The sequence below is a fragment of the Nocardia beijingensis NBRC 16342 genome, assembly GCF_001612785.1.
GTDB classification, from domain to species: Bacteria; Actinomycetota; Actinomycetes; order Mycobacteriales; family Mycobacteriaceae; genus Nocardia; species Nocardia beijingensis.
The window spans coordinates 198,337-216,599 of record NZ_BDBC01000012.1; the positions used below are offsets into that span (position 1 = coordinate 198,337).

Annotated in this window: 18 protein-coding genes; 10 read left to right on the forward strand and 8 right to left on the reverse strand. The window is 69.4% G+C overall.

The window, feature by feature from the left end; translation table 11 throughout:
- The first annotated feature begins 3 nt into the window (after positions 1-3).
- Positions 4-1,368, forward strand: a complete 1,365-nt coding sequence (locus NB3_RS08765; protein ID WP_067799270.1) for an NtaA/DmoA family FMN-dependent monooxygenase — start codon at positions 4-6, stop codon at positions 1,366-1,368.
- Positions 1,369-1,490: 122 nt separating this feature from the next.
- Here NB3_RS08765 and NB3_RS08770 read toward each other — a convergent pair whose 3' ends face one another.
- The 5 genes from NB3_RS08770 to NB3_RS08790 all read right to left on the reverse strand — a co-directional run bounded on the left by NB3_RS08770 (position 1,491) and on the right by NB3_RS08790 (position 6,018).
- Positions 1,491-1,976 (reverse strand): glutathione peroxidase, encoded by a 486-nt coding sequence (locus tag NB3_RS08770; protein WP_067799272.1) that lies wholly within the window; start codon positions 1,974-1,976, stop codon positions 1,491-1,493.
- Positions 1,977-2,071: 95 nt separating this feature from the next.
- Positions 2,072-3,664, reverse strand: coding sequence for a succinic semialdehyde dehydrogenase (locus NB3_RS08775; protein ID WP_067799277.1), 1,593 nt, complete (start codon positions 3,662-3,664; stop codon positions 2,072-2,074).
- A gap of 138 nt (positions 3,665-3,802) precedes the next feature.
- The gene (locus tag NB3_RS08780; RefSeq protein WP_067799280.1) at positions 3,803-4,000 is read right to left on the reverse strand and encodes a ferredoxin; all 198 of its coding nucleotides are present in this window, start codon (positions 3,998-4,000) and stop codon (positions 3,803-3,805) included.
- Between the two features lie 9 nt (positions 4,001-4,009).
- On the reverse strand, positions 4,010-4,816 hold the full coding sequence (locus NB3_RS08785) for an SDR family oxidoreductase (protein WP_067799282.1): 807 nt from the start codon (positions 4,814-4,816) through the stop codon (positions 4,010-4,012).
- Entirely contained in the window at positions 4,816-6,018 is a 1,203-nt protein-coding gene (locus tag NB3_RS08790) for a cytochrome P450 (RefSeq protein WP_067799285.1), read from the reverse strand. Before NB3_RS08790 ends, NB3_RS08785 begins: the two co-directional genes overlap by 1 nt.
- Positions 6,019-6,316: 298 nt before the next feature.
- Here NB3_RS08790 and NB3_RS08795 point away from each other — a divergent pair, with 298 nt between their 5' ends.
- The 7 genes from NB3_RS08795 (at position 6,317) to NB3_RS08825 (ending at position 13,633) form a co-directional block, all read left to right on the forward strand.
- Positions 6,317-7,783 (forward strand): aldehyde dehydrogenase, encoded by a 1,467-nt coding sequence (locus NB3_RS08795; RefSeq protein WP_067799287.1) that lies wholly within the window; start codon positions 6,317-6,319, stop codon positions 7,781-7,783.
- 33 nt (positions 7,784-7,816) lie between these two features.
- Entirely contained in the window at positions 7,817-8,569 is a 753-nt protein-coding gene (locus tag NB3_RS08800) for an SDR family oxidoreductase (RefSeq protein ID WP_067799290.1), read from the forward strand.
- Positions 8,566-9,444 carry an NAD(P)-dependent oxidoreductase gene (locus NB3_RS08805; protein ID WP_067799292.1) on the forward strand — a complete coding sequence of 293 codons (879 nt, stop codon included), beginning with the start codon at positions 8,566-8,568 and terminating at the stop codon, positions 9,442-9,444. Before NB3_RS08800 ends, NB3_RS08805 begins: the two co-directional genes overlap by 4 nt.
- Positions 9,441-9,845 carry a carboxymuconolactone decarboxylase family protein gene (locus NB3_RS08810; RefSeq protein WP_067799296.1) on the forward strand — a complete coding sequence of 135 codons (405 nt, stop codon included), beginning with the start codon at positions 9,441-9,443 and terminating at the stop codon, positions 9,843-9,845. The genes NB3_RS08805 and NB3_RS08810 overlap by 4 nt, the downstream gene beginning before the upstream one ends.
- 14 nt (positions 9,846-9,859) lie before the next feature.
- Positions 9,860-11,329 (forward strand): FAD-dependent oxidoreductase, encoded by a 1,470-nt coding sequence (locus NB3_RS08815; RefSeq protein WP_067799559.1) that lies wholly within the window; start codon positions 9,860-9,862, stop codon positions 11,327-11,329.
- A 33-nt stretch (positions 11,330-11,362) separates the two neighbouring features.
- Entirely contained in the window at positions 11,363-11,941 is a 579-nt protein-coding gene (locus NB3_RS08820) for a TetR/AcrR family transcriptional regulator (protein WP_067799299.1), read from the forward strand.
- 105 nt (positions 11,942-12,046) lie between these two features.
- A complete protein-coding gene (locus NB3_RS08825; protein ID WP_067799562.1) occupies positions 12,047-13,633 on the forward strand; it encodes a GMC family oxidoreductase in 1,587 nt (528 codons plus the stop codon).
- Positions 13,634-13,701: 68 nt separating this feature from the next.
- On the opposite strand, the gene NB3_RS08830 is transcribed toward NB3_RS08825, so the two are convergent.
- Entirely contained in the window at positions 13,702-14,049 is a 348-nt protein-coding gene (locus tag NB3_RS08830; RefSeq protein WP_067799565.1) for a DoxX family protein, read from the reverse strand.
- Positions 14,050-14,155: 106 nt separating this feature from the next.
- Between NB3_RS08830 and NB3_RS08835 the strand changes: the two genes are divergently transcribed.
- Positions 14,156-15,031, forward strand: coding sequence for a sigma-70 family RNA polymerase sigma factor (locus NB3_RS08835; RefSeq protein ID WP_067799302.1), 876 nt, complete (start codon positions 14,156-14,158; stop codon positions 15,029-15,031).
- On the opposite strand, the gene NB3_RS08840 is transcribed toward NB3_RS08835, so the two are convergent.
- Entirely contained in the window at positions 14,999-16,003 is a 1,005-nt protein-coding gene (locus NB3_RS08840) for an AraC family transcriptional regulator (protein ID WP_067799305.1), read from the reverse strand. The two genes, NB3_RS08835 and NB3_RS08840, sit on opposite strands and share 33 nt — an antisense overlap.
- Before the next feature lie 155 nt (positions 16,004-16,158).
- Positions 16,159-16,635, reverse strand: a complete 477-nt coding sequence (locus NB3_RS08845; protein ID WP_067799307.1) for an HAD-IIIC family phosphatase — start codon at positions 16,633-16,635, stop codon at positions 16,159-16,161.
- Positions 16,636-17,034: 399 nt separating this feature from the next.
- Between NB3_RS08845 and NB3_RS08850 the strand changes: the two genes are divergently transcribed.
- Positions 17,035-18,255 carry a PucR family transcriptional regulator gene (locus tag NB3_RS08850; RefSeq protein ID WP_067799311.1) on the forward strand — a complete coding sequence of 407 codons (1,221 nt, stop codon included), beginning with the start codon at positions 17,035-17,037 and terminating at the stop codon, positions 18,253-18,255.
- The last annotated feature ends 8 nt before the right edge of the window (positions 18,256-18,263 follow it).

Sequence of the window (18,263 nt, forward strand, 5' to 3'; positions counted from 1 at the left end):
TCCGTGACCGACTTCCCGCGTCCCGACGCCCAGGTCCACTTCGGTGTCTTCTTCCAGGGCGTGAACCACACCACGATCTGGTCCAACCCGTCCAGCGGCTCGCAGATCGACTTCGAGACCTTCCGCCGGGTCGCGCAGACCGCCGAGCGCGGCTTGTTCGACGCGTTCTTCCTCGGTGAGGGCCTGCGGCTGCGCGAGCAGGATGGCGCGATCCTGGAACTGGACATCGCGGGCCGTCCCGACGCGATCACCCAGCTGGCCGCGCTGGCGGGCATCACCGAGCGCATCGGCCTGGTGGCCACCCAGAACACCACCTACAACGAGCCCGCCGATCTGGCGCGCAAACTCGGCGGACTGGATCTGCTGTCCGGCGGCCGGGCCGGCTGGAACGCGGTCACCACGGACAACGCGTGGACCGGCGCGAACTTCCGGCGCGGCGGATTCCTCGACCACGCGCTGCGGTACGAGCGCGCCGCGGGGTTCGTCGCCACGGTACGCGCGATCTGGGACGCCTGGGACGACGGCGCGATCGCGACCTCGCAGCAGAGCCCGTCGTGGGCGCGCGCCGAGGCGATCCATCCGGTCGTGCGCACCGGCCCGCACTTCGACGTGACGATCACGCCCACACTGCCCCGCAGCGCCCAAGGCCATCCGGTGATCTTCCAGGCGGGCGATTCACCGGCGGGCCGCGATTTCGCCGCGGCGCACGCCGATGTCATCTTCTCCAGGCACGGAACGCATTTCGACGACGCGCTGGCCTTCGCGAACGATATCCGCGCTCGCCTGCGGGCGGCGGGCCGCCCCGAGGACGACATCCGGATCCTGCCCGGCACGCAGATCATCCTCGCCGAGAAGGAATCCGAGGTCGAGGAGAAGGTGCGCTGGGTGAAGAACGGCCAATACACCGGCGCGACCGCGCTGTCGCTGGCCGGCCAGATCTGGGGCCGCGACCTGTCCGATCTCGACCCCGACGGCCCGCTGCCCGCCGACGACCCGGAGCCACGCCCGATCTCGGAGACGCGCGGCGCACCGCGTTCCGGTCAGGACCCGATCGCCATCGCCAGGGAATGGCGAGCCAGGGCCGAAGCGCAGAACCTCTCCCTGCGCGAAGTCGTGATCGCCTCCACCGAACGCTCCGGTTTCGCGGGCACCCCCACCCAGGTCGCCGATGAGCTGGCCCGCTGGGTCCGCCACGGCGCGACCGACGGCTTCAACATCTCCCCCTACCTGGTGCCGACCGGCCTCGACGAAATCGTGGACTGGCTCGTCCCCGAACTCCAGGAACGCGGCGTCTACCGCACCGAATACACCGGAACCACCCTCCGCGCCCACCTCGGCCTCCGCGAGCCCCTCACCCGCCGCTCCTGACCGCTCGCGAGTGGCACACCATCGAGAGGTCCACCTCGCGTTTTGCCACGGCGATGTGCCACTCGTGCGGATATGCGAGAGCCGCCGTCCCTGGTGGGCGGCGGCTCCGGGTGTTCGTACCGTCAAAGGACGGATTCGATGGCAGCGATCAGTTCCGGGGCGTCGGGGGTGGTGCGGGGGCGGAAGCGGCCCGCCACCTTGCCGTCGCGGTCGATGAGGAACTTCTCGAAGTTCCATTGGATGTCGCCCGCGTTGCCCTCGGCGTCGGGGGTTTCGGTCAGGCGCTCGTAGAGGGCGTGGCGCTGGTCGCCGTTGACGTCGGTCTTCTCCAGCAAGGGGAAGTCGACGCCGTAGGTGGTGGAACAGAACTGCTGGATCTCCTCCGCGGTGCCCGGCTCCTGGCCCATGAACTGGTTGCACGGCACGCCGACCACGCTGAAGCCGCGCGGACCGAAGGACCGGTGCAGTTCGACCAGGCCGGAGTACTGCGGCGTCAGGCCGCATTTCGACGCCACGTTGACCAGCAGGACGGCGCGGTCGCCGACCAGGTCGGCCAAGGTCGTCGGTTCGCCGGACAGCGTCCGTAGCGGAACTTCGCGAAGGCTCATAAGTATCCGTTCTCGATTCCGTGGATCCACCCCGACGGCCACGCTACCGGATCGCCCGGATTCGGAGCGCCTCAGGCGCATCGGCTCGCGATCGCTCAGCGCAACCGGGTCCGGCGCATCAGCCGCAGCGACGTCAGGGTCATCTTCAGCTGCTTGTCGTAGGGCTGACCGGCGCGGGCGGCGAGCACCTGCTTCTTGAGCACGCCGACGTTCACCGTGTCGGTGTACTTCAACAGGCCCTGGTCGCCGTGCCTGGTGCCGACGCCGGACTGCTTCACGCCGCCCGACGGCGTGCCCTTGGCCGCGTAGGTCGCGACGAATCCGTCGTTGATGTTGATGTTGCCCGCTTGCAGCTGTGCGGCGATCCGCTCGCCGTGCGCCAGGTCTCCGGTCCACACGCTGGCGTTCAGACCGTAGTCGGTGGCGTTGGCCAGGCGCACCGCTTCCCACTCGTCGTCGAACGGGTACACGGTGACGACCGGGCCGAAGGTCTCCAGCGTCGCGTGGGTCATCTCGGGCGTCACCCCGGTCAGCACGGTGGCCTCGTAGAACGCGGGACCGACATCGGGGCGCGCCTGCCCGCCGACGTGCACGGTGGCGCCTTTGGCCCGCGCGTCCTCGACGTGGGCGGCGACCCGCTCGAGATGCTGCGGAGAGACCAGCGAACCGAATTCCGGCGTGTAGTCGTAGGTTCCGCCGATCTTTCCGTTCAATTCCGCTGCCGCGGCGACCAACCGGCGCAGGAATTCGTCGTGGAGGCTGCGGTGCACGTAGATCCGCTCGATGTGCATGCACGCCTGCCCCGAGTTGGCGAACGCGGCGAACACCGCGCCGGGAATCACCTCGTCGAGGTTCGCGTCGGCGAGCACGATCATCGGGTTCTTGCCGCCCAGTTCCAGGCTGCATCCGATGAGGTTGCGGCCGGCCTGCTCGCCGACGACCCGGCCGGTGGCGGTGGAGCCGGTGAACATGACGAAGTCGACGTTGTCGATCAGGGTGGGACCGATGTCGGGCCCTTCGCCGCACACCACCTGGACCAGGCCGCGGGGCAGCCCGGCACGGTGCAGCAGCTCGACGCCGAACAGCACGCACAGCGCGGTCTTGTTGTCCGGCTTGAGCACGACGCCGTTGCCCGCCATGAGCGCGGGCATGGCGTCGGACAGCGCGATGGCGAACGGGAAGTTCCACGGCGCGATCACGGCGACGAGCCCTTTGGGCCGGTGCTGCTCGATCGAGGAGGTGATCAGCGGCATCGCGCCGCCGCGCCGCTTCGGGCGCAGCACCCGGCGCGCGGTCTTGAGGTAATGGCTGATCACCATGGGGACGTCGCAGGATTCCTCGACGGCCATGCGGCGGGTCTTGCCGCATCCGATCTGGATGAGGTCGGCGATGGTCTCCACTTCGCCGAGGATCAGCTCGTGCAGCCGTTCGAACACCCGCAGCCGCTGCCGCAGCGGCAGCGCGGACCACTCCGCCTGCGCCGCGCGGGCGGTGGCGCACGCGGCGAGCACGTCGCGCGGGGAGGACTGCGGAAGCGCGCCGACCGGTGCGCCGGTGTAGACCTCGGTCATCTCGTACGGCGCCGCGCCACCGTCGGCGGCGACCAGGCCGGTCAGCCGGGTGAGCAGTTCCCCGGTGATCCTGGCGGGCAGGGCGCTCTCCGCCTTGCCTGTGTGTGTTGTGCTCATCGGATCTTCTCCATGACGTCGGGCATCGCCGCAGGTGCCGGGCCGGACCGCGCGACTGAATTAGAACACGTTCCGGTTTTGCCTACATCGTATTCGTCCCGGCTCGCCGTGCCTACGGGCCGGTGGGACGAATTCCGCTCACTCGTCGGCGACGATCGACAACGCCCGGGTCGGGCAGTAACGGACCGCGCGCTGCACGTCGGCGCGGGCCTGCGGGTCCGCGGCGGCATCGAGGATCTCGACCGTGCCGCGCTTGGGGACGCGGAACGCCTCGGGCGCCTCGTCCTGGCACACGGCATGCCCCTGACACAGATCCAGATCGGCGAGCACTCGCATGGCGACTCCTTACTGTTCGTTCGGTCCCGCGCCGTCCGGCAGAGGCCGGATCGGCGCCTCGGGCTGCACCTCGACCAGCACCAAGTGCGAGCCGCGCGGCGTGGACACCACCGCGACCACCGCCGCGGCCAAGTCGCTCGGGCGCAACATGTACGGATGCCTGGCGAACCCCCACGCTTTCCAGTCCTCCAGCACCGGGCCGACGACTTCGGGCGTGGAGTCCATGCCCATGCCGGTCAGGGTCGGGCCGGGCCGGACCTGGGACAGGCGGACGCCGCTGCCCTCGAGTTCCATGCGCATCTGCGCTGCCAGCGCTTCCAGCCCCGCCTTGGCGGCGCTGTAGGCGCCCGTGCGCGGACGTGGTTCGGAGGCACAGTCCGAACTGATCAGCACGACGTCGCCGCGCTGCCTGCGCAGCATGCCCGGCAGCACCCGGTGCACCAGACGCTGCGCGCCGACGAGATGGACCTGCACCTGGCGGGTGAATCGTTCCGGATCCATCGCGTGCGCCTGCCCGAACTCGATATCGCCCGCGCTGGAGACCAGGATCTCGGTGGGGCCGAGCGCGTCCTCGGCGGCGCGCACGAATTCCTCCACCGAATCCGGCTCGGTGACATCCAGACGATGGGCGAACGCTTCACCGCCGTCGGCCCGGATCTTGTCCGCCAGTTCGGCGCACTGCTCGACCCGACGCGCACCGAGCGCGACCGGGTGGCCGAGTTCGGCCAGGGCGACGGCGGTGGCCGCGCCGATCCCGGAGGAGGCGCCGGAGACGAGCGCGGGCCTGCGCTCGGGATGGGGGGCGAATCTGGGCATTATCGGGCCTCCACGGTGATGGGCAGGTGTGCGAAGCCACGCACGTTGGACGAATGCACGCGCGCGATGCCGGATTCGAGGACGTCGTAGGATCGCACTCGCGAGGCGAATTCGGTGAGCGCGACGGTCGTCTCCAACCGGGCCAGGTGCGCACCCAGGCAAAAGTGCACGCCCGCACCGAAACTGGCCAGTCCCGACTTGTCGGCACGATCGATGCGGAAGCTGTCGCCGTCGTCGAACACCGCCGGATCGCGGTTGGCCGAACCGATCAGCAACAGCACCTTGGCCCCCGCCGGAATCACGCCGCCGTGATAGGCCAGGTCTTCGGTCGCGGTGCGGGCGATCATCTGGCTGGAGGTGTCGTAGCGCAAGGTCTCTTCCACCCAGTCGGTGACCAGATCCCCGTCCGCGACGACTTTCGCGTATTCGCCCGGGTTGCGCGCCCCCCAGTACAGGGCGTTGCCGAGCAATTTGGTGGTGGTCTCATTGCCTGCCACGACCATTAAGAACAGGAAACCGATGATCTCAGCGTCGCTGAGCGTGTCACCGCCGATCTCGGCGTCGAGCAAGGCCGAGGTCAGATCGTGTTTCGGGGCGCGACGGCGCTCGGCAACCATCTCCGTGTAGTAGCCGAGCAGTGTGATCGACGCCTCGACGGCGGCCATCGGGATGTCGAGCACTCCGTCCTCACGATGGACCACCAGATCGGCCAACCGGCGGATCTCCACCCGATCCTCGGCCGGGACCCCCATCAACTCCGAGATCACGTCCATCGGCAGTTTGCCCGCGACCTCGTCGATCCAGTCGAAGGGAGCGCCGGCCAACGCTGGTTCCAAATACGACAGCGTCAACTCCCGGATCCGGTCTTCCATCTCCGCGACGCGTTTGGGCGTGAATCCCTTGAACACCAACCGTCGCATCCGCATGTGGCGCGGGTCGTCCATCGCCAGAAACGACATGGTTCGATGCGCGTGCGGCCCCCACGCGGCCGGATCCAGCGACACTCCGTTGGCGCTCGACAGCCGCACGCTGTCGCGGAACGCCCCCACCACATCCGGATGCCGCGACAACGCCCAGAACCCCAGATCCGGGTTGTGATACAGCGGCGCTTCTTCGCGCAGCCGCCGATACGTCGGGTACGGATCCTCGTGGAAGGAGTAGTCGTAGGGATCGAACACCAGCGGCTCCACCGCGGCCGTCATCGCCCGCACTCCCATACCGATAACACGTTCCGCCGCGGGGCACCGCCGGCCGACACGAGCGAAGACAGATAGCTGGACATGTGTCTGGACACTACCACCGCACCCGGTATCGCCACAATCGCCCAATGCGAGCTTCATTTCTCCGACTCGGTTGCACTACATCGACCTGCCCCGAACGCACCGCCGCACCGCACTCCCGTAGCGCGAGGAGAATGGCAGAGTTAGAACCTGTTATTGCCACCGATCGCGATCCGAGACTATATTCCGTACACGTGTCCAGACAGTATCGGAGTCAGCCATGAGCAGCCTTTTGCCGCCCGACGGATCCCGCCTGCTGATCGGCGGCAAGCTGGTCGAGGGCGCCGACGGCGTCTTCGCGACGGTGAACCCGGCGACCGAGGAGGTCCTCGGCCTCGCCGCCGACGCGAACGCGGCCGATCTCGACGCGGCCGTCGGCGCCGCGCGCACCGCGTTCGACGAGACGGACTGGTCCCGCGATCACGCCTTCCGCGCGCGCTGCCTCGCGCAGTTGCGCACCGCGTTGGAAAACCACGTCGACGAACTGCGCGAGATCACGATCGCCGAGGCCGGCGCGCCGCGGATGCTCACGAGCGGGCCGCAGTTGGAAGGCCCGGTCGCCGACCTCGGCTACGCGGCCGGACTCCCCGAAACCTACGCCTGGGAAACCGATCTGGGCGTGGCCGAGCCGATGGGCATCAAGACCCGCCGGATACTGCGCAGGGAGCCGATCGGCGTGGTCGGGGCGATCACGCCCTGGAACTTCCCGCACCAGATCAACTTCGCCAAACTCGGCCCGGCGCTGGCCGCAGGGAACACCGTCGTGCTCAAACCCGCTCCCGACACCCCGTGGTGCGCGGCGGCGGTCGGGGCCATCATCGCCGAGGAGACCGACATCCCTGCAGGCGTGGTGAACATCGTGACCTCCGCGGACCATACGCTCGGCGCCCGCCTCACCGCCGACCCGCGCGTCGACATGATCAGCTTCACCGGGTCCACCGCCACCGGCCGCGCCGTCATGACCGGCGCCGCGGCGACGCTGAAGAAGGCGTTCCTCGAACTGGGCGGCAAATCGGCGTTCATCGTGCTCGACGACGCCGACATCGCCGCGGCCTGCTCGGTGGCGGCGTTCTCGGTGTGCGTGCACGCCGGGCAGGGGTGCGCGCTGTCCACCCGGCTGCTGGTGCCACGCGCCGCCTACGAGCAAGCGGTGCAGGCGGCGGCCGCCACGCTCGGCGGGATCAAGCCGGGCGACCCGGCCGACCCACGCACGGTCTGCGGGCCGCTGATCTCCGAACGTCAGCGCGCCAGAGTGGAACGCTACATCGACATCGCGCGCGCCGAAGGCGGACGGATCGTGGTCGGCGGCGGCCGACCGGCCCGCGAGCGCGGATTCTTCGTCGAACCGACGTTGATCGCGGACATTCCCAACAGCTCGACCGTCGCCCGCGAGGAGATCTTCGGCCCGGTGCTGGTGATCATCCCGCACGACGGCGACGAGGACGCCGTCCGCATCGCCAACGACTCCCCCTACGGCCTGTCGGGTTCGGTGTGGGGCAGCGACCCCGAGCGCATCCGGCGCGTCACCGAAGGCGTGCGCACCGGGACGCTGAGCGTCAACGGCGGCATCTGGTATTCCGCCGACGTGCCGTTCGGCGGTTACAAGCAATCCGGCCTCGGCCGTGAGATGGGCATCGCCGGTTTCGAGGAGTACCTCGAGACGAAAGTCATCGCCACCGCGGCCTGACCGCCGCGGGACAACACAGAGGAGCTGAACTCCATGGCCCGTTTCACGGGAAGATCCGCCATCGTCACCGGCGCCGCGCAGGGCATCGGCGCCGCCTACGCGCAGGCGCTGGCCGCCGAGGGCGCGAACGTCGTCGTCGCCGACAAGAACGCCGACGGCGGCGCGGCGGTGGTCGAGAAGATCGTCGCCGACGGCGGCACGGCGGTGTTCGGGCAGGTCGACGTGTCCGATCCCGAATCCGCCTCCGCGCTGGCCGATTTCACCGTCGCCGAGTTCGGCGGCATCGACCACCTGGTCAACAACGCCGCCATCTACGGCGAGATGAAGATGAACCTGCTGCTGACCGTGCCGTGGGACTACTACAAGAAGTTCATGAGCGTGAACATGGACGGCGCGCTCGTCATGACCCGCGCCGTCTGGCCGCACATGTCCAAGCGCCGCGGCGGATCCATCGTCAACCAGTCCTCCACCGCCGCGTGGCTGTATTCCAGCTTCTACGGGCTGGCCAAGACCGGGATCAACGGCCTGACCCAGCAACTGGCCTTCGAACTCGGCGGGTCGAACATCCGCGTCAACGCCATCGCGCCCGGCCCGATCGACACCGACGCCACCAAGTCGGTCACCCCCGATGTGATCGTCGACGACATCGTCAAACGCCTGCCGCTCAAGCGGATGGGCACCCCGCAGGATCTCGTCGGCGCCTGCCTGTATCTGCTGTCGGACGAGGCGAGCTGGGTCACCGGGCAGATCTTCAACGTCGACGGCGGACAGATCGTGCGATCATGAGCGCCCGCATCGGATTCCTCGGCCTCGGCAACATGGGCGCGCCGATGGCGAAGCGACTGCTGGAATGGCCGGGCGGGCTGACAGTGTGCGATATGCGACCCGAGGCGGTCGAGCCGTTGCTCGCCGCCGGAGCCGACGCGGTCTCCTCCGCCGCCGAGTTGGCCAGGAAGGCCACCGTCATCTCGATCACCGTGGTGAACGACGCCCAGGTGCGCGAGGTGATCACCGGACCGGACGGGCTGCTGAGGACCGCCGCGCCGGGCACCGTGGTCGCCGTGCACTCCACGATCGGCGACCGCACCGCAGAGGAACTCGGCGCGGTCTGCGGCGAGCGCGGCATCGAACTGGTGGACGCGCCGATCAGCGGCGGCGCCCCCGGCGCGACCCGGGGCGCGCTGGCGGTCATGGTCGGCGGTAGCGCTGCGGCGTTCGAGCAGGTGCGCGAACCGTTCGGCTGCTTCGCCGATCTGATCGTGCACGCCGGGCCGGTCGGCGCGGGCACGCGCATGAAGCTGGCGCGCAACCTGTTGCACTTCGTCTCCTTCACCGCGGCCACCGAGGCGCAGCGGCTGGCCGAGGCGGCCGGTCTCGACCTCACCGCGCTCGGCAAAGTGGTGCGGCACTCCGACGCGGTCACCGGAGGGCCCGGCGCCATCATGCTGCGCGACACCACCGCGCCGATCCAGGACGGCGACTTCTGGTTGCCGATCCTGCGGCACGTGCGCGACCTCGGGGAGAAGGATCTGGGTCTCGCCCTGGAGCTGGGCGAACGGCTCGGCGCCGCGCTGCCGCTGGCCGCACTCGCACTCGACCGGCTCGGCCCCGGACTCGGCGTCGGGCCGGGCACCCTCGCATCGGAAAGGCAATCCTCATGAGTGACAACGGTTCCGGCGACTCCGTGCGGCAGCGCGGACTGGCCAAGATGGCCGAGGTCTACGGCACGGAGTTCCAGGAGTATCCCGGGGCCCACTTCGCCGTCACCGCCGACCACCTCTTCGCCGACATCTGGTCGCGGCCGGGACTCACCATCCGCGACCGCAGGCTGCTGCTGCTCGGCGCGCTGGCCGCGCAGGGCGCGATCGACACCGCGGGCATCCAGATCGGAGCCGCGCTGCGCAACGGCGAACTCACCGAAGACCAGCTACACGAGATCGCGGTGTTCCTGTGTCACTACGTGGGATGGCCGAACGGCACCAAACTCGACATTCTCGTTGGCACGATTGTGGCGCAGCAGAAGAAGGCCGCCCGCGCGCAGTCCGCGCCCGCCGAACAGTGAAGGATCCGTTGACCATGTCCGACGCCACCACCATTCGCCCCCTGCGCGCGAGCCGAGTCCAGAACTGGGATCTGCGCGCCGACGTCGTCATCGCCGGATACGGCATCGCGGGCGTCAGCGCCGCCATCGAAGCCGCCCGCGCGGGCGCGGACGTGCTGGTCCTGGAGCGCACCGGCGGCTGGGGTGGCGCCGCCGCACTGGCGGGCGGATTCATCTACCTCGGCGGCGGCACACCGCTGCAACAAGCCCTCGGGTTCGAGGACACCCCGGAGAACATGGAGACCTTCCTGCTCGCGGCGCTCGGCCCGGGCGTGGACAAGGCGAAGATCGCCGACTACTGCCGTGGCAGCGTCGAGCACTTCACCTGGCTGGTGTCCTGCGGCGTGCCGTTCCGCGAGGCATTCTGGGGCGAGCCGGGATGGGAGCCACCGCACGACGAGGGGCTGATGTACTCCGGCGGCGAGAACGCCGCACCCTTCAACACGATCGCGAAACCCGCTCCGCGCGGCCATGTTCCGCAGATGGCCGACAAGCGCACCGGGGAGAGGGGCGGCGGCTACATGCTCATGAAACCGCTCGCCGACACCGCCGAAGCGCTCGGCGTCCGCGCGGAGTACGACATGCGGATCGCGCGGCTGATCGTCGACGACGACGATCGCGTGGTCGGCGTGCTCGCCCGGCGCTACGGCAAGCCGGTCGCCATCCGCGCCGAACGCGGCGTCGTGCTGGCCACCGGCAGCTTCGCCTACCAGAAGGAGATGATCGAAGGCTACGCGCCGCGGCTGATCGGCAGGCCCGCCGCGGCGATCGAGGAGCACGACGGCATCGGCATCCGGCTGGCGCAGGCGCTCGGCGCGGAACTGGCGCACATGGACGCGACCGAGGTGGCCTTCTTCGGGGACCCGCAGTTGCTGGCGCGCGGCATCCTGGTCAACGGGCGCGGCCAGCGCTACATCCCGGAGGACACCTACCCCGGCCGGATCGGCCAGGCCACGCTGATCCAGCAGGACAACCAGGCCTTCCTGGTGATCGACGAGGCGTCCTACGAGGAGGCGCTGACCACCGAGACCTCGACCCCGTTCTTCCGCCAGCCCCCGACCTGGGTGGCGGAGACGATCGCCGAACTGGAAGCCGAGATGGGCCTGCCCGGCCAGGCGTTGCAGGCCACCGTGGACTGCTACAACCTGCACGCCGCCGACGGCGCGGATCCACTGCTGGGCAAGAAGCCGGAGTGGGTGCGCCCGCTGCGCGGACCGGTGGCCGCGTTCGACATGCGCGGCTTCACGGCCGGTTTCACTCTCGGTGGTCTGCGCACCGACCTCGATTCCCGGGTGCTGCACGTCTCCGGGGAGCCGATCCAGGGGCTGTTCGCCGCGGGCCGGTGCACTTCCGGTCTGTGCGCGGGCGGTTACGTCAGCGGCGCGTCGCTGGGCGACGGCAGCTTCTACGGGCGCAGGGCCGGCATCGCGGCGGCCAAGAACTGAACCGTTCCAATCCGCCTAGTAGGATCCAGACACATGTCCGAACCCGATTCCGTCATTCTCGAGGCGACCCGCCGCAGGCTCTCCGGCAAACAGGCCGACACCGTCGACAAGCTGACCCGCTCCGCGGTGGAAGTGCTTGCGCGGGAAGGGTTCGCGGGCATGACCATCCGGATGGTCGCCGCGGCTGCCGGGGTCGGGACGGCCACGGCCTACACCTACTTCTCCTCGAAGGAGCATCTGGTCGCGGAGATCTTCTGGCGGCGGCTGGTCGCCTCGCCGTCGCCGGTCAGCGAGGATCCCGACCCGACCGTCCGGGTGGTCGCCGAACTGCGCAACATCGCGATGCTGGTGGCCGACGAGCAGGAGCTGTCCGGCGCGGTCACCAGCGCGCTACTCGGCCGCGATCCCGACGTGGAGCATCTGCGCGGGCGCATCGGCGCCGAGATCCGCAAGCGCATCATCCGCGCTCTCGGTCCCGACCCGGATCCGGACGTGGTCGAGTCGCTGGAATTGCTCTACGCGGGCGCGCTGGTGCGCGCGGGCATGGGCTACGGGTCGTACTCCCAGATCGCCGACCGGATCGAGGCGTCCGCACTGTTGATCCTGCGGTAGCGCGGAGAATGCCGGACGACTTCGAGCCGGTTGGCCGAAACCGGGCCACACGGCGCGTGCTTGCTCGTATCTTTGCCGTAGTCGGTGCAGATCGGAGTGGGAAAAGTGCAACCTGGTGAGCTTTCCGCGGACTACGTCGTCGTCGGCTCGGGATCGGCGGGCGCGGTGGTGGCCAATCGGCTCAGCGCCGATCCCGGCACCACGGTGGCGCTGCTGGAAGCGGGCCCGCCGGACAAGAACAAGTTCGCGCACATACCCGCCGGGTTCGCGAAACTGTTCCGCTCCGAGGTGGACTGGGACTACCTCACCCAGCCCCAGCCGGAGTTGAAGAACCGCGAGATCTACTGGCCGCGCGGCAAGATGTTCGGCGGTTCGTCATCGATGAACGCCATGATGTGGGTGCGCGGCTTCCGCGCCGACTACGACGAATGGGCGCTGCTGGCTGGTGCGGAGTGGGGCTTCGCCGCGGCGGTCGAGCAATTCCGGCGCATCGAACGCGTGGAGAACGCCCAGTATCCCGACGAAGGCACCGAAGGTCCGCTGCACGTCTCCCGGCAGCGCAGCCCGCGCGGCCTCACCGCCGCCTATCTGGCCGCGGTCCAGGAGGCGGGCTACCAAGTCGAGCCGCCCAACCGGCCGCAGCCGGACGGGTTCACCGAAACCATGGTCACCCAGCGCGCGGGTCGCCGCTGGAGCACCGCCGACGCCTATCTGCGTCCCGCCCTTCGCCGTCCGAACCTCACGGTGCGCAGCGAAGCGCTGGCCACCCGGGTGCTGTTCGACGGCACCCGCGCCATCGGCGTGGAATACCGTCATGGCGGCGGCACCCACACGGTGACCGCGCGGCGCGAGGTCGTGCTGTGCGGGGGCGCGATCAACAGCCCGCAGCTGCTCATGCTCTCCGGTATCGGCGACCGGGACGAACTGGCCCGCCACGGCATCGAGGTGCGCCACCACGCACCGGAGGTAGGCGCGAATCTGCAGGACCATCTCGTCGCGGGCATCGGCTACGGCGTCGCGGGGGATTCGCTGTTCGGCGCGGAGAAGCCGCGCCAACTGCTGGACTACCTGATCCGGCATCGCGGCATGCTCACCTCGAACGTCGGCGAGGCCTACGGGTTCATCCGCAGCCGGGCGGATCTGGAATTCCCCGACCTGGAGCTGATCTTCGCGCCCGCGCCGTTCTATTACGAAGGACTCCAGGACCCGACCGAACACGGCGTCATCCTGGCGACGGTGCTGCTGCGCCCGCAGAGCCGCGGACGGATCGCCCTGTCCGGCGCGGACCCGTCCGCCAAGCCTTTGATCGATCCGCGCTATCTGTCCGACGCCGCGGGCGCGGACCGCGCCGCCATCATGGCCGGGCTGCGCGTGTGCGCCGCCATCGCCACCGAGCCGTCGATGAAAGCGGTCCTCGGCCCGCTGATCTACCCGCCGCAGGCGCCGGCGGAACCGGAAGCCGTGCTGGAGCTGGCGCTCAACTCCTACGCCCACACGCTCTACCATCCGGTCGGCACCTGCCGGATGGGCACCGACGCCGCCAGCGTCGTCACACCGCGCCTGGAAGTGCGTGGCGTGCAAGGACTTCGGGTAGCCGACGCCTCGGTGATGCCGCTCATCATCCGCGGGCACACGCACGCGCCCGCGGTGTTCATCGGCGAACAGGCGGCCAAGTTCATCCTGGCCGGGTAGTACGACGGCGGCGCCGCCCACCGCGTCCGCCCGCCGCGGCGATCCTCGTGCGGCGCCGGGAGCGCCGCCTACGACGCGACGAACAGTCCCAGCGACGCGGCGGCCAGAAGGAGATACGGCAGCGGATACCCGACGTGCGTGTAATACCGTGCCCGCACCACGGTCAGCACCGCGCCGACGAAGTACACAACCAGCCCGGCCGCCGCGGCCACGCCGATCGGCGGAATCGCCAGACCGGCCAGCAATCCGGCCCCGCCGATCGCCTTGACCACGGCCAGCGGTGTCAGCCACGACTCCGGCACCCCGTAGGCGCGCATATTCGTGCGCACCCACTCGGCGCGGACCACATCGATCCCCGCCGCGAGCAGAGCGGCCGCGGCGGCGAGCACCGTGGCGACGACATAGGCGATGTCCATGGCAATACCCTTTCCCCAGGTGCCGCGCCCGATCCGGGCGCCGGTCACCTGTGAGCTGTCCGATCCGTCATCTCGATGACGGACCACGGAGCGGAAAGGTGACCGGATGCCCACCGAAGACGGCTCGGCACGGGAATTCGAAGTCCATCGCGAGCACCTCCACGCTGTCGCATACCGGATGCTCGGCTCGTCGAGCGAGGCCGACGACGCGGTGCAGGAGACCTGGCTGCGGCTGGCCCGCCACGACGTCGAGGACGTCCGCAACCTTCCCGGCTGGCTCACCACCGTCGTGTCCCGCATCTGCCTGGACATGCTGCGCGCCAGGGCGGCGCGGCGCGAGGAACCGCTCGACCACCCGCCCCGGCTCGACGGCGACGCCGAGGAGAACGAACCGGAGCGCGAAGCGGTCCTGATCGAGTCCGTCGGCCGGGCGCTGCTGGTGGTGCTGGACCGGCTCGGACCCGACGAGCGGGTGGCCTTCGTCCTGCACGACCTGTTCGCGGTGCCGTTCGAGCAGATCGGGCCGATCGTCGGCCGCACCGCGGCGACCACCAAGAAGCTGGCCAGCCGAGCAAGGCAGCGGGTGCGGGGCGTCGAGGGCACGGCGGGCGGGGAACTCACCACGCAGCGGCATGTCGTCGACGCGTTCCTCCGCGCGGCGCGCGGCGGCGATCTCGACGGGCTGCTGGCCGTTCTCGCGCCCGATGTGGTCCGCACGGCCGACGCCGCCGCGCTGCCCGCCGGTGTGGCGACGACCGTGCGCGGCGCGGCGTCGGTGGCCGCGGAAACCGTGCTGCTGCGCCGGCGTTCGCAGGTGGCGGCGCTCGCGCTGGTGAACGGTCACCCGGGTATCGTCGTCGCCCCGCACGGCAGGTTGCTGCTGGCGCTCACCGTGACGGTGCGCGGCGACCGGGTGGCCGGATACCGGGTGATCGCCGCGCCGTCGCGGCTACGCGAGCTCTCGATCAGCCTGTTGCCCTGATGATTTCGATTCGCCCTCCGTTCGGGGCACCGGCGCCCGGCCCGGCTCGGCACGCTCCGCCGCTCTGCGCCGCCGGAATTCGCGCGGCGTCTCGCCGAAACGGGCCTTGAACGCCGCGGAGAACCACGCCGGGGTGAATCCGGCGCGAATCGCCAGCTCACGGATGGGATCGGACTGCGAGGGATCCTCCAGCAGATCGCGTGCCGCGCGCAGGGCCTCCTCCCGCCGCACGTCGCGGTAGGTGGTGCCGGTCTGCTGCAACACCGAGCGCAACTGTCGCGGCGACCAGCCGAGCGCGTGCGCCACCGCGGGCAGGCGCACGTCGTTGCGGCCGACGTTGGCGCGCACGTACTGCCGGATCTGCGCCACCACCTGAGCGTGCTGGGCACGCTGCGGGTGGGTTTCGCCGAGCGAGATCAGGCTCAGCAATTCGGCGATCCGGTCGCAGACGGCGTTGAACTCGTGATCGGAGAGGTTCGCCTGCTCGGTGTGGGTGCTGCGGATCATCGCCTGGGTGATGCGGCCGAGTCCGGAGTTCAGGTCGATCGTCATGCCACGCTCGGCCGGCGGTCCCGCCCGATGGTCGAGTTCGGCCCTGGGAAGCTGGATCGCGTAGGCGGACAGGAGCGGGATGTGGATCTGGCACAGGTCGTCGAGGGCGGTCACCGCGGCTTGGTTCGGACGCGCCCGCGTCTCTTCGTCGCGATAGCGCACCGAGTACACACCCTGTTCGGGGATGACCACCCAGTAGAAGTCGTCGCACGGACCGTGACGGATGTTCGTCCGGGTGCGGAAGGAGGTACTGATCCCGCGCTGCTCCCAGCGCAGCAACCGGTAGGCGGCCGATTCCTGAACCGTCAGGCCCGAATACCACCGTTCGGGATCGCCGTACCGGTAGTCCATCGGAACGAAGCTGTTGGCGATCGCGGTCCACGATGGGGCATCGTTGGCGGTCACGCCGTAGCACTTCATGGTGACAACCTATCGCCGCCGAATCCAGCCGATACCGTACTGCCGGTCACCACGATACGGCTCGGCGCACGGACCTCGCGACGCTGGGAAGTTTCCGCCGCCGCGCCCGGCCCGCAAGCCGGAACACGCTGCCCCGGAGTGCGTTACGTGGTCGCTCAGCGCGCGGGCACGCGGGCGAATCCGAGCGGCGGCGTGGGAGCGGGCCCGGTGCGCAACACGGGACGGAATTCCGGCAGCACCGGCAGGACGTCGGCGTTCCTGGCGGCATAACATCGCACGACGGGCAGCGCACGGGCCACCTCGGCGCGCTCCACCGGCTCGTGGTCGATGAATCCGACGGCGTCCAGGCCGAGACCCAGCGTGCGCGCGATCCGCAGGATCGCGGAGGACTTGGGGCCCCAGCCGATCTCGACGGCCGAGAACATCTCGTAGACGCCGTACCGATACAGCTTGTCCAGGGTCCACTCGCGCTCGCCGCGGCTGGCCACGGCATGCCAGATGCCCCGTTCGCTGAGCACGCGCAGGGTGCGCAGCGCGGCGGGCCGCAACGCACCGACGGTCGCGTCGCACACGACACCGTCCCACAAGGTGTTGTCCAGTTCCCAGACAAGACATCTCAGAGCCGGTGTCATCGCCCTGCCCCTATCGTTGCGTCATCACTGCCTTTCCGCCGTGGCGTGCGCGGCAGATGGGCACTGCACACCATCCAGGACACGACACGTGCCGGACAAGACCCTGGTTGCGTGGCCATGACCGGCGCGGGTGATCCTACCGGCATGTCGGCCGCCGCTCGCGGCAACGACCGAACCCGCTCTCCCTTCGCGCACGGCGACGAACCCGGCGTCCCGGTCGCCGAAGTGTGTCGGTCGTCACCGAAAATCGGTCAGGCGTCCAGCTGCTGTGACCGCTAACAACTCCCCGTCGAACCCTCTCACCTGCTCTCACAGAAACCGTCGAACGGGTCCACGGAACAAATCGACCGATTAGTGTGAATGCGCTGCACAGCAATCGTGGGCGGAAGGGAGTCGCCAATGTCCGTCGACAGTTCGGCCCGGCCGAGTCTGACCCTGTCGGGAAAGCCGATGTCGTCGCCACTGAAGGACGTTCGCGGGCTATCGCGTCAGATGGTCGGCCACTTCGTCGAGAACGTCATCCCCTGCGGGACGCTACCGGGCGACGCGATCGCAGGCGACGTCACCACCATAACCCGGGTCTGCCTGGAGCTGGCGGTGAGCATGCTCGACGGCAAGGACCTCCCGGAGAAACTCCAGCGCCTCGGCGACGCCGCCGCGGGATGGGCGCGCGAGGGTGTGCCCATCGACACCATCCACCACTCGATCCACGAAGGCTTCAAAATGGGCCTGGAACTGGTGGTGTCCGACGCGACGATGAAGGACTACGACGACCTCGTCGACGGCGCCAAGATGGTCGTCGAGATGCTCGACATGATCAACTCGGCCGTCTCCATGGCCTACGTCCGCGAGCTGCGCGCGGTGGTCAGCGAGCACCACACCGCCGTGCACACGCTGACCTCCGCGCTACTCGGCGGGCACAGCACCTCGACCATGGCGCGCGAATGCGGCATCGCCATCGCGCCTTCGTATGCCGTTCTGGCCGTGGCGATCCCGCCGCACCGCGAGGAACGCAACCCGATGGTGGACGGCAAGGTCGTCGCCCGCAGAAAACTGCGCAGGGTGCAGGCCGAGCTGGCCACGCGCTGCGGCGAGGCCGCGCTGTCGCTGCTGAGCGTGGACGGCGGCACGGTACTCATCCCGTCCGGTCATCTGGACAACGAGCAGCTCGACGCCCTGGTCACCCAGCTGTCGCACGCCGCGCAGGTGGGCGTCACCGCGACCATGGTTGAGGCCACCCCCGAGAAGATCCCCACCGCCGCCGATCAGGCGCACGAACTGCTCGACATGGTGCAGCGATTGGAGGCGGTGGCCGGGCTCTACCGCTTCGACGAGCTGGCACTGGAATATCAGCTGACCAGACCGGGGCCGGGCCGCGAGTACCTCGGCTCGCTGCTGGATCCGCTGGACGCGCACCCGGAACTGCTTGAGACGTTGCAACGGCACATCGCCAACAACCTCAACCGGCAGCGCACGGCACGCGTGCTGCACGTGCACACCAACACCGTCGACTACCGGCTCAAGCGGATCGGTCAGCTCACCGGATTCGACCCGTCCCAGCCGTCGGGACTGTGGTACCTGCGCTCGGCACTGGTCGCCCGCACGTATCGCACGACCTGATCGCCCGG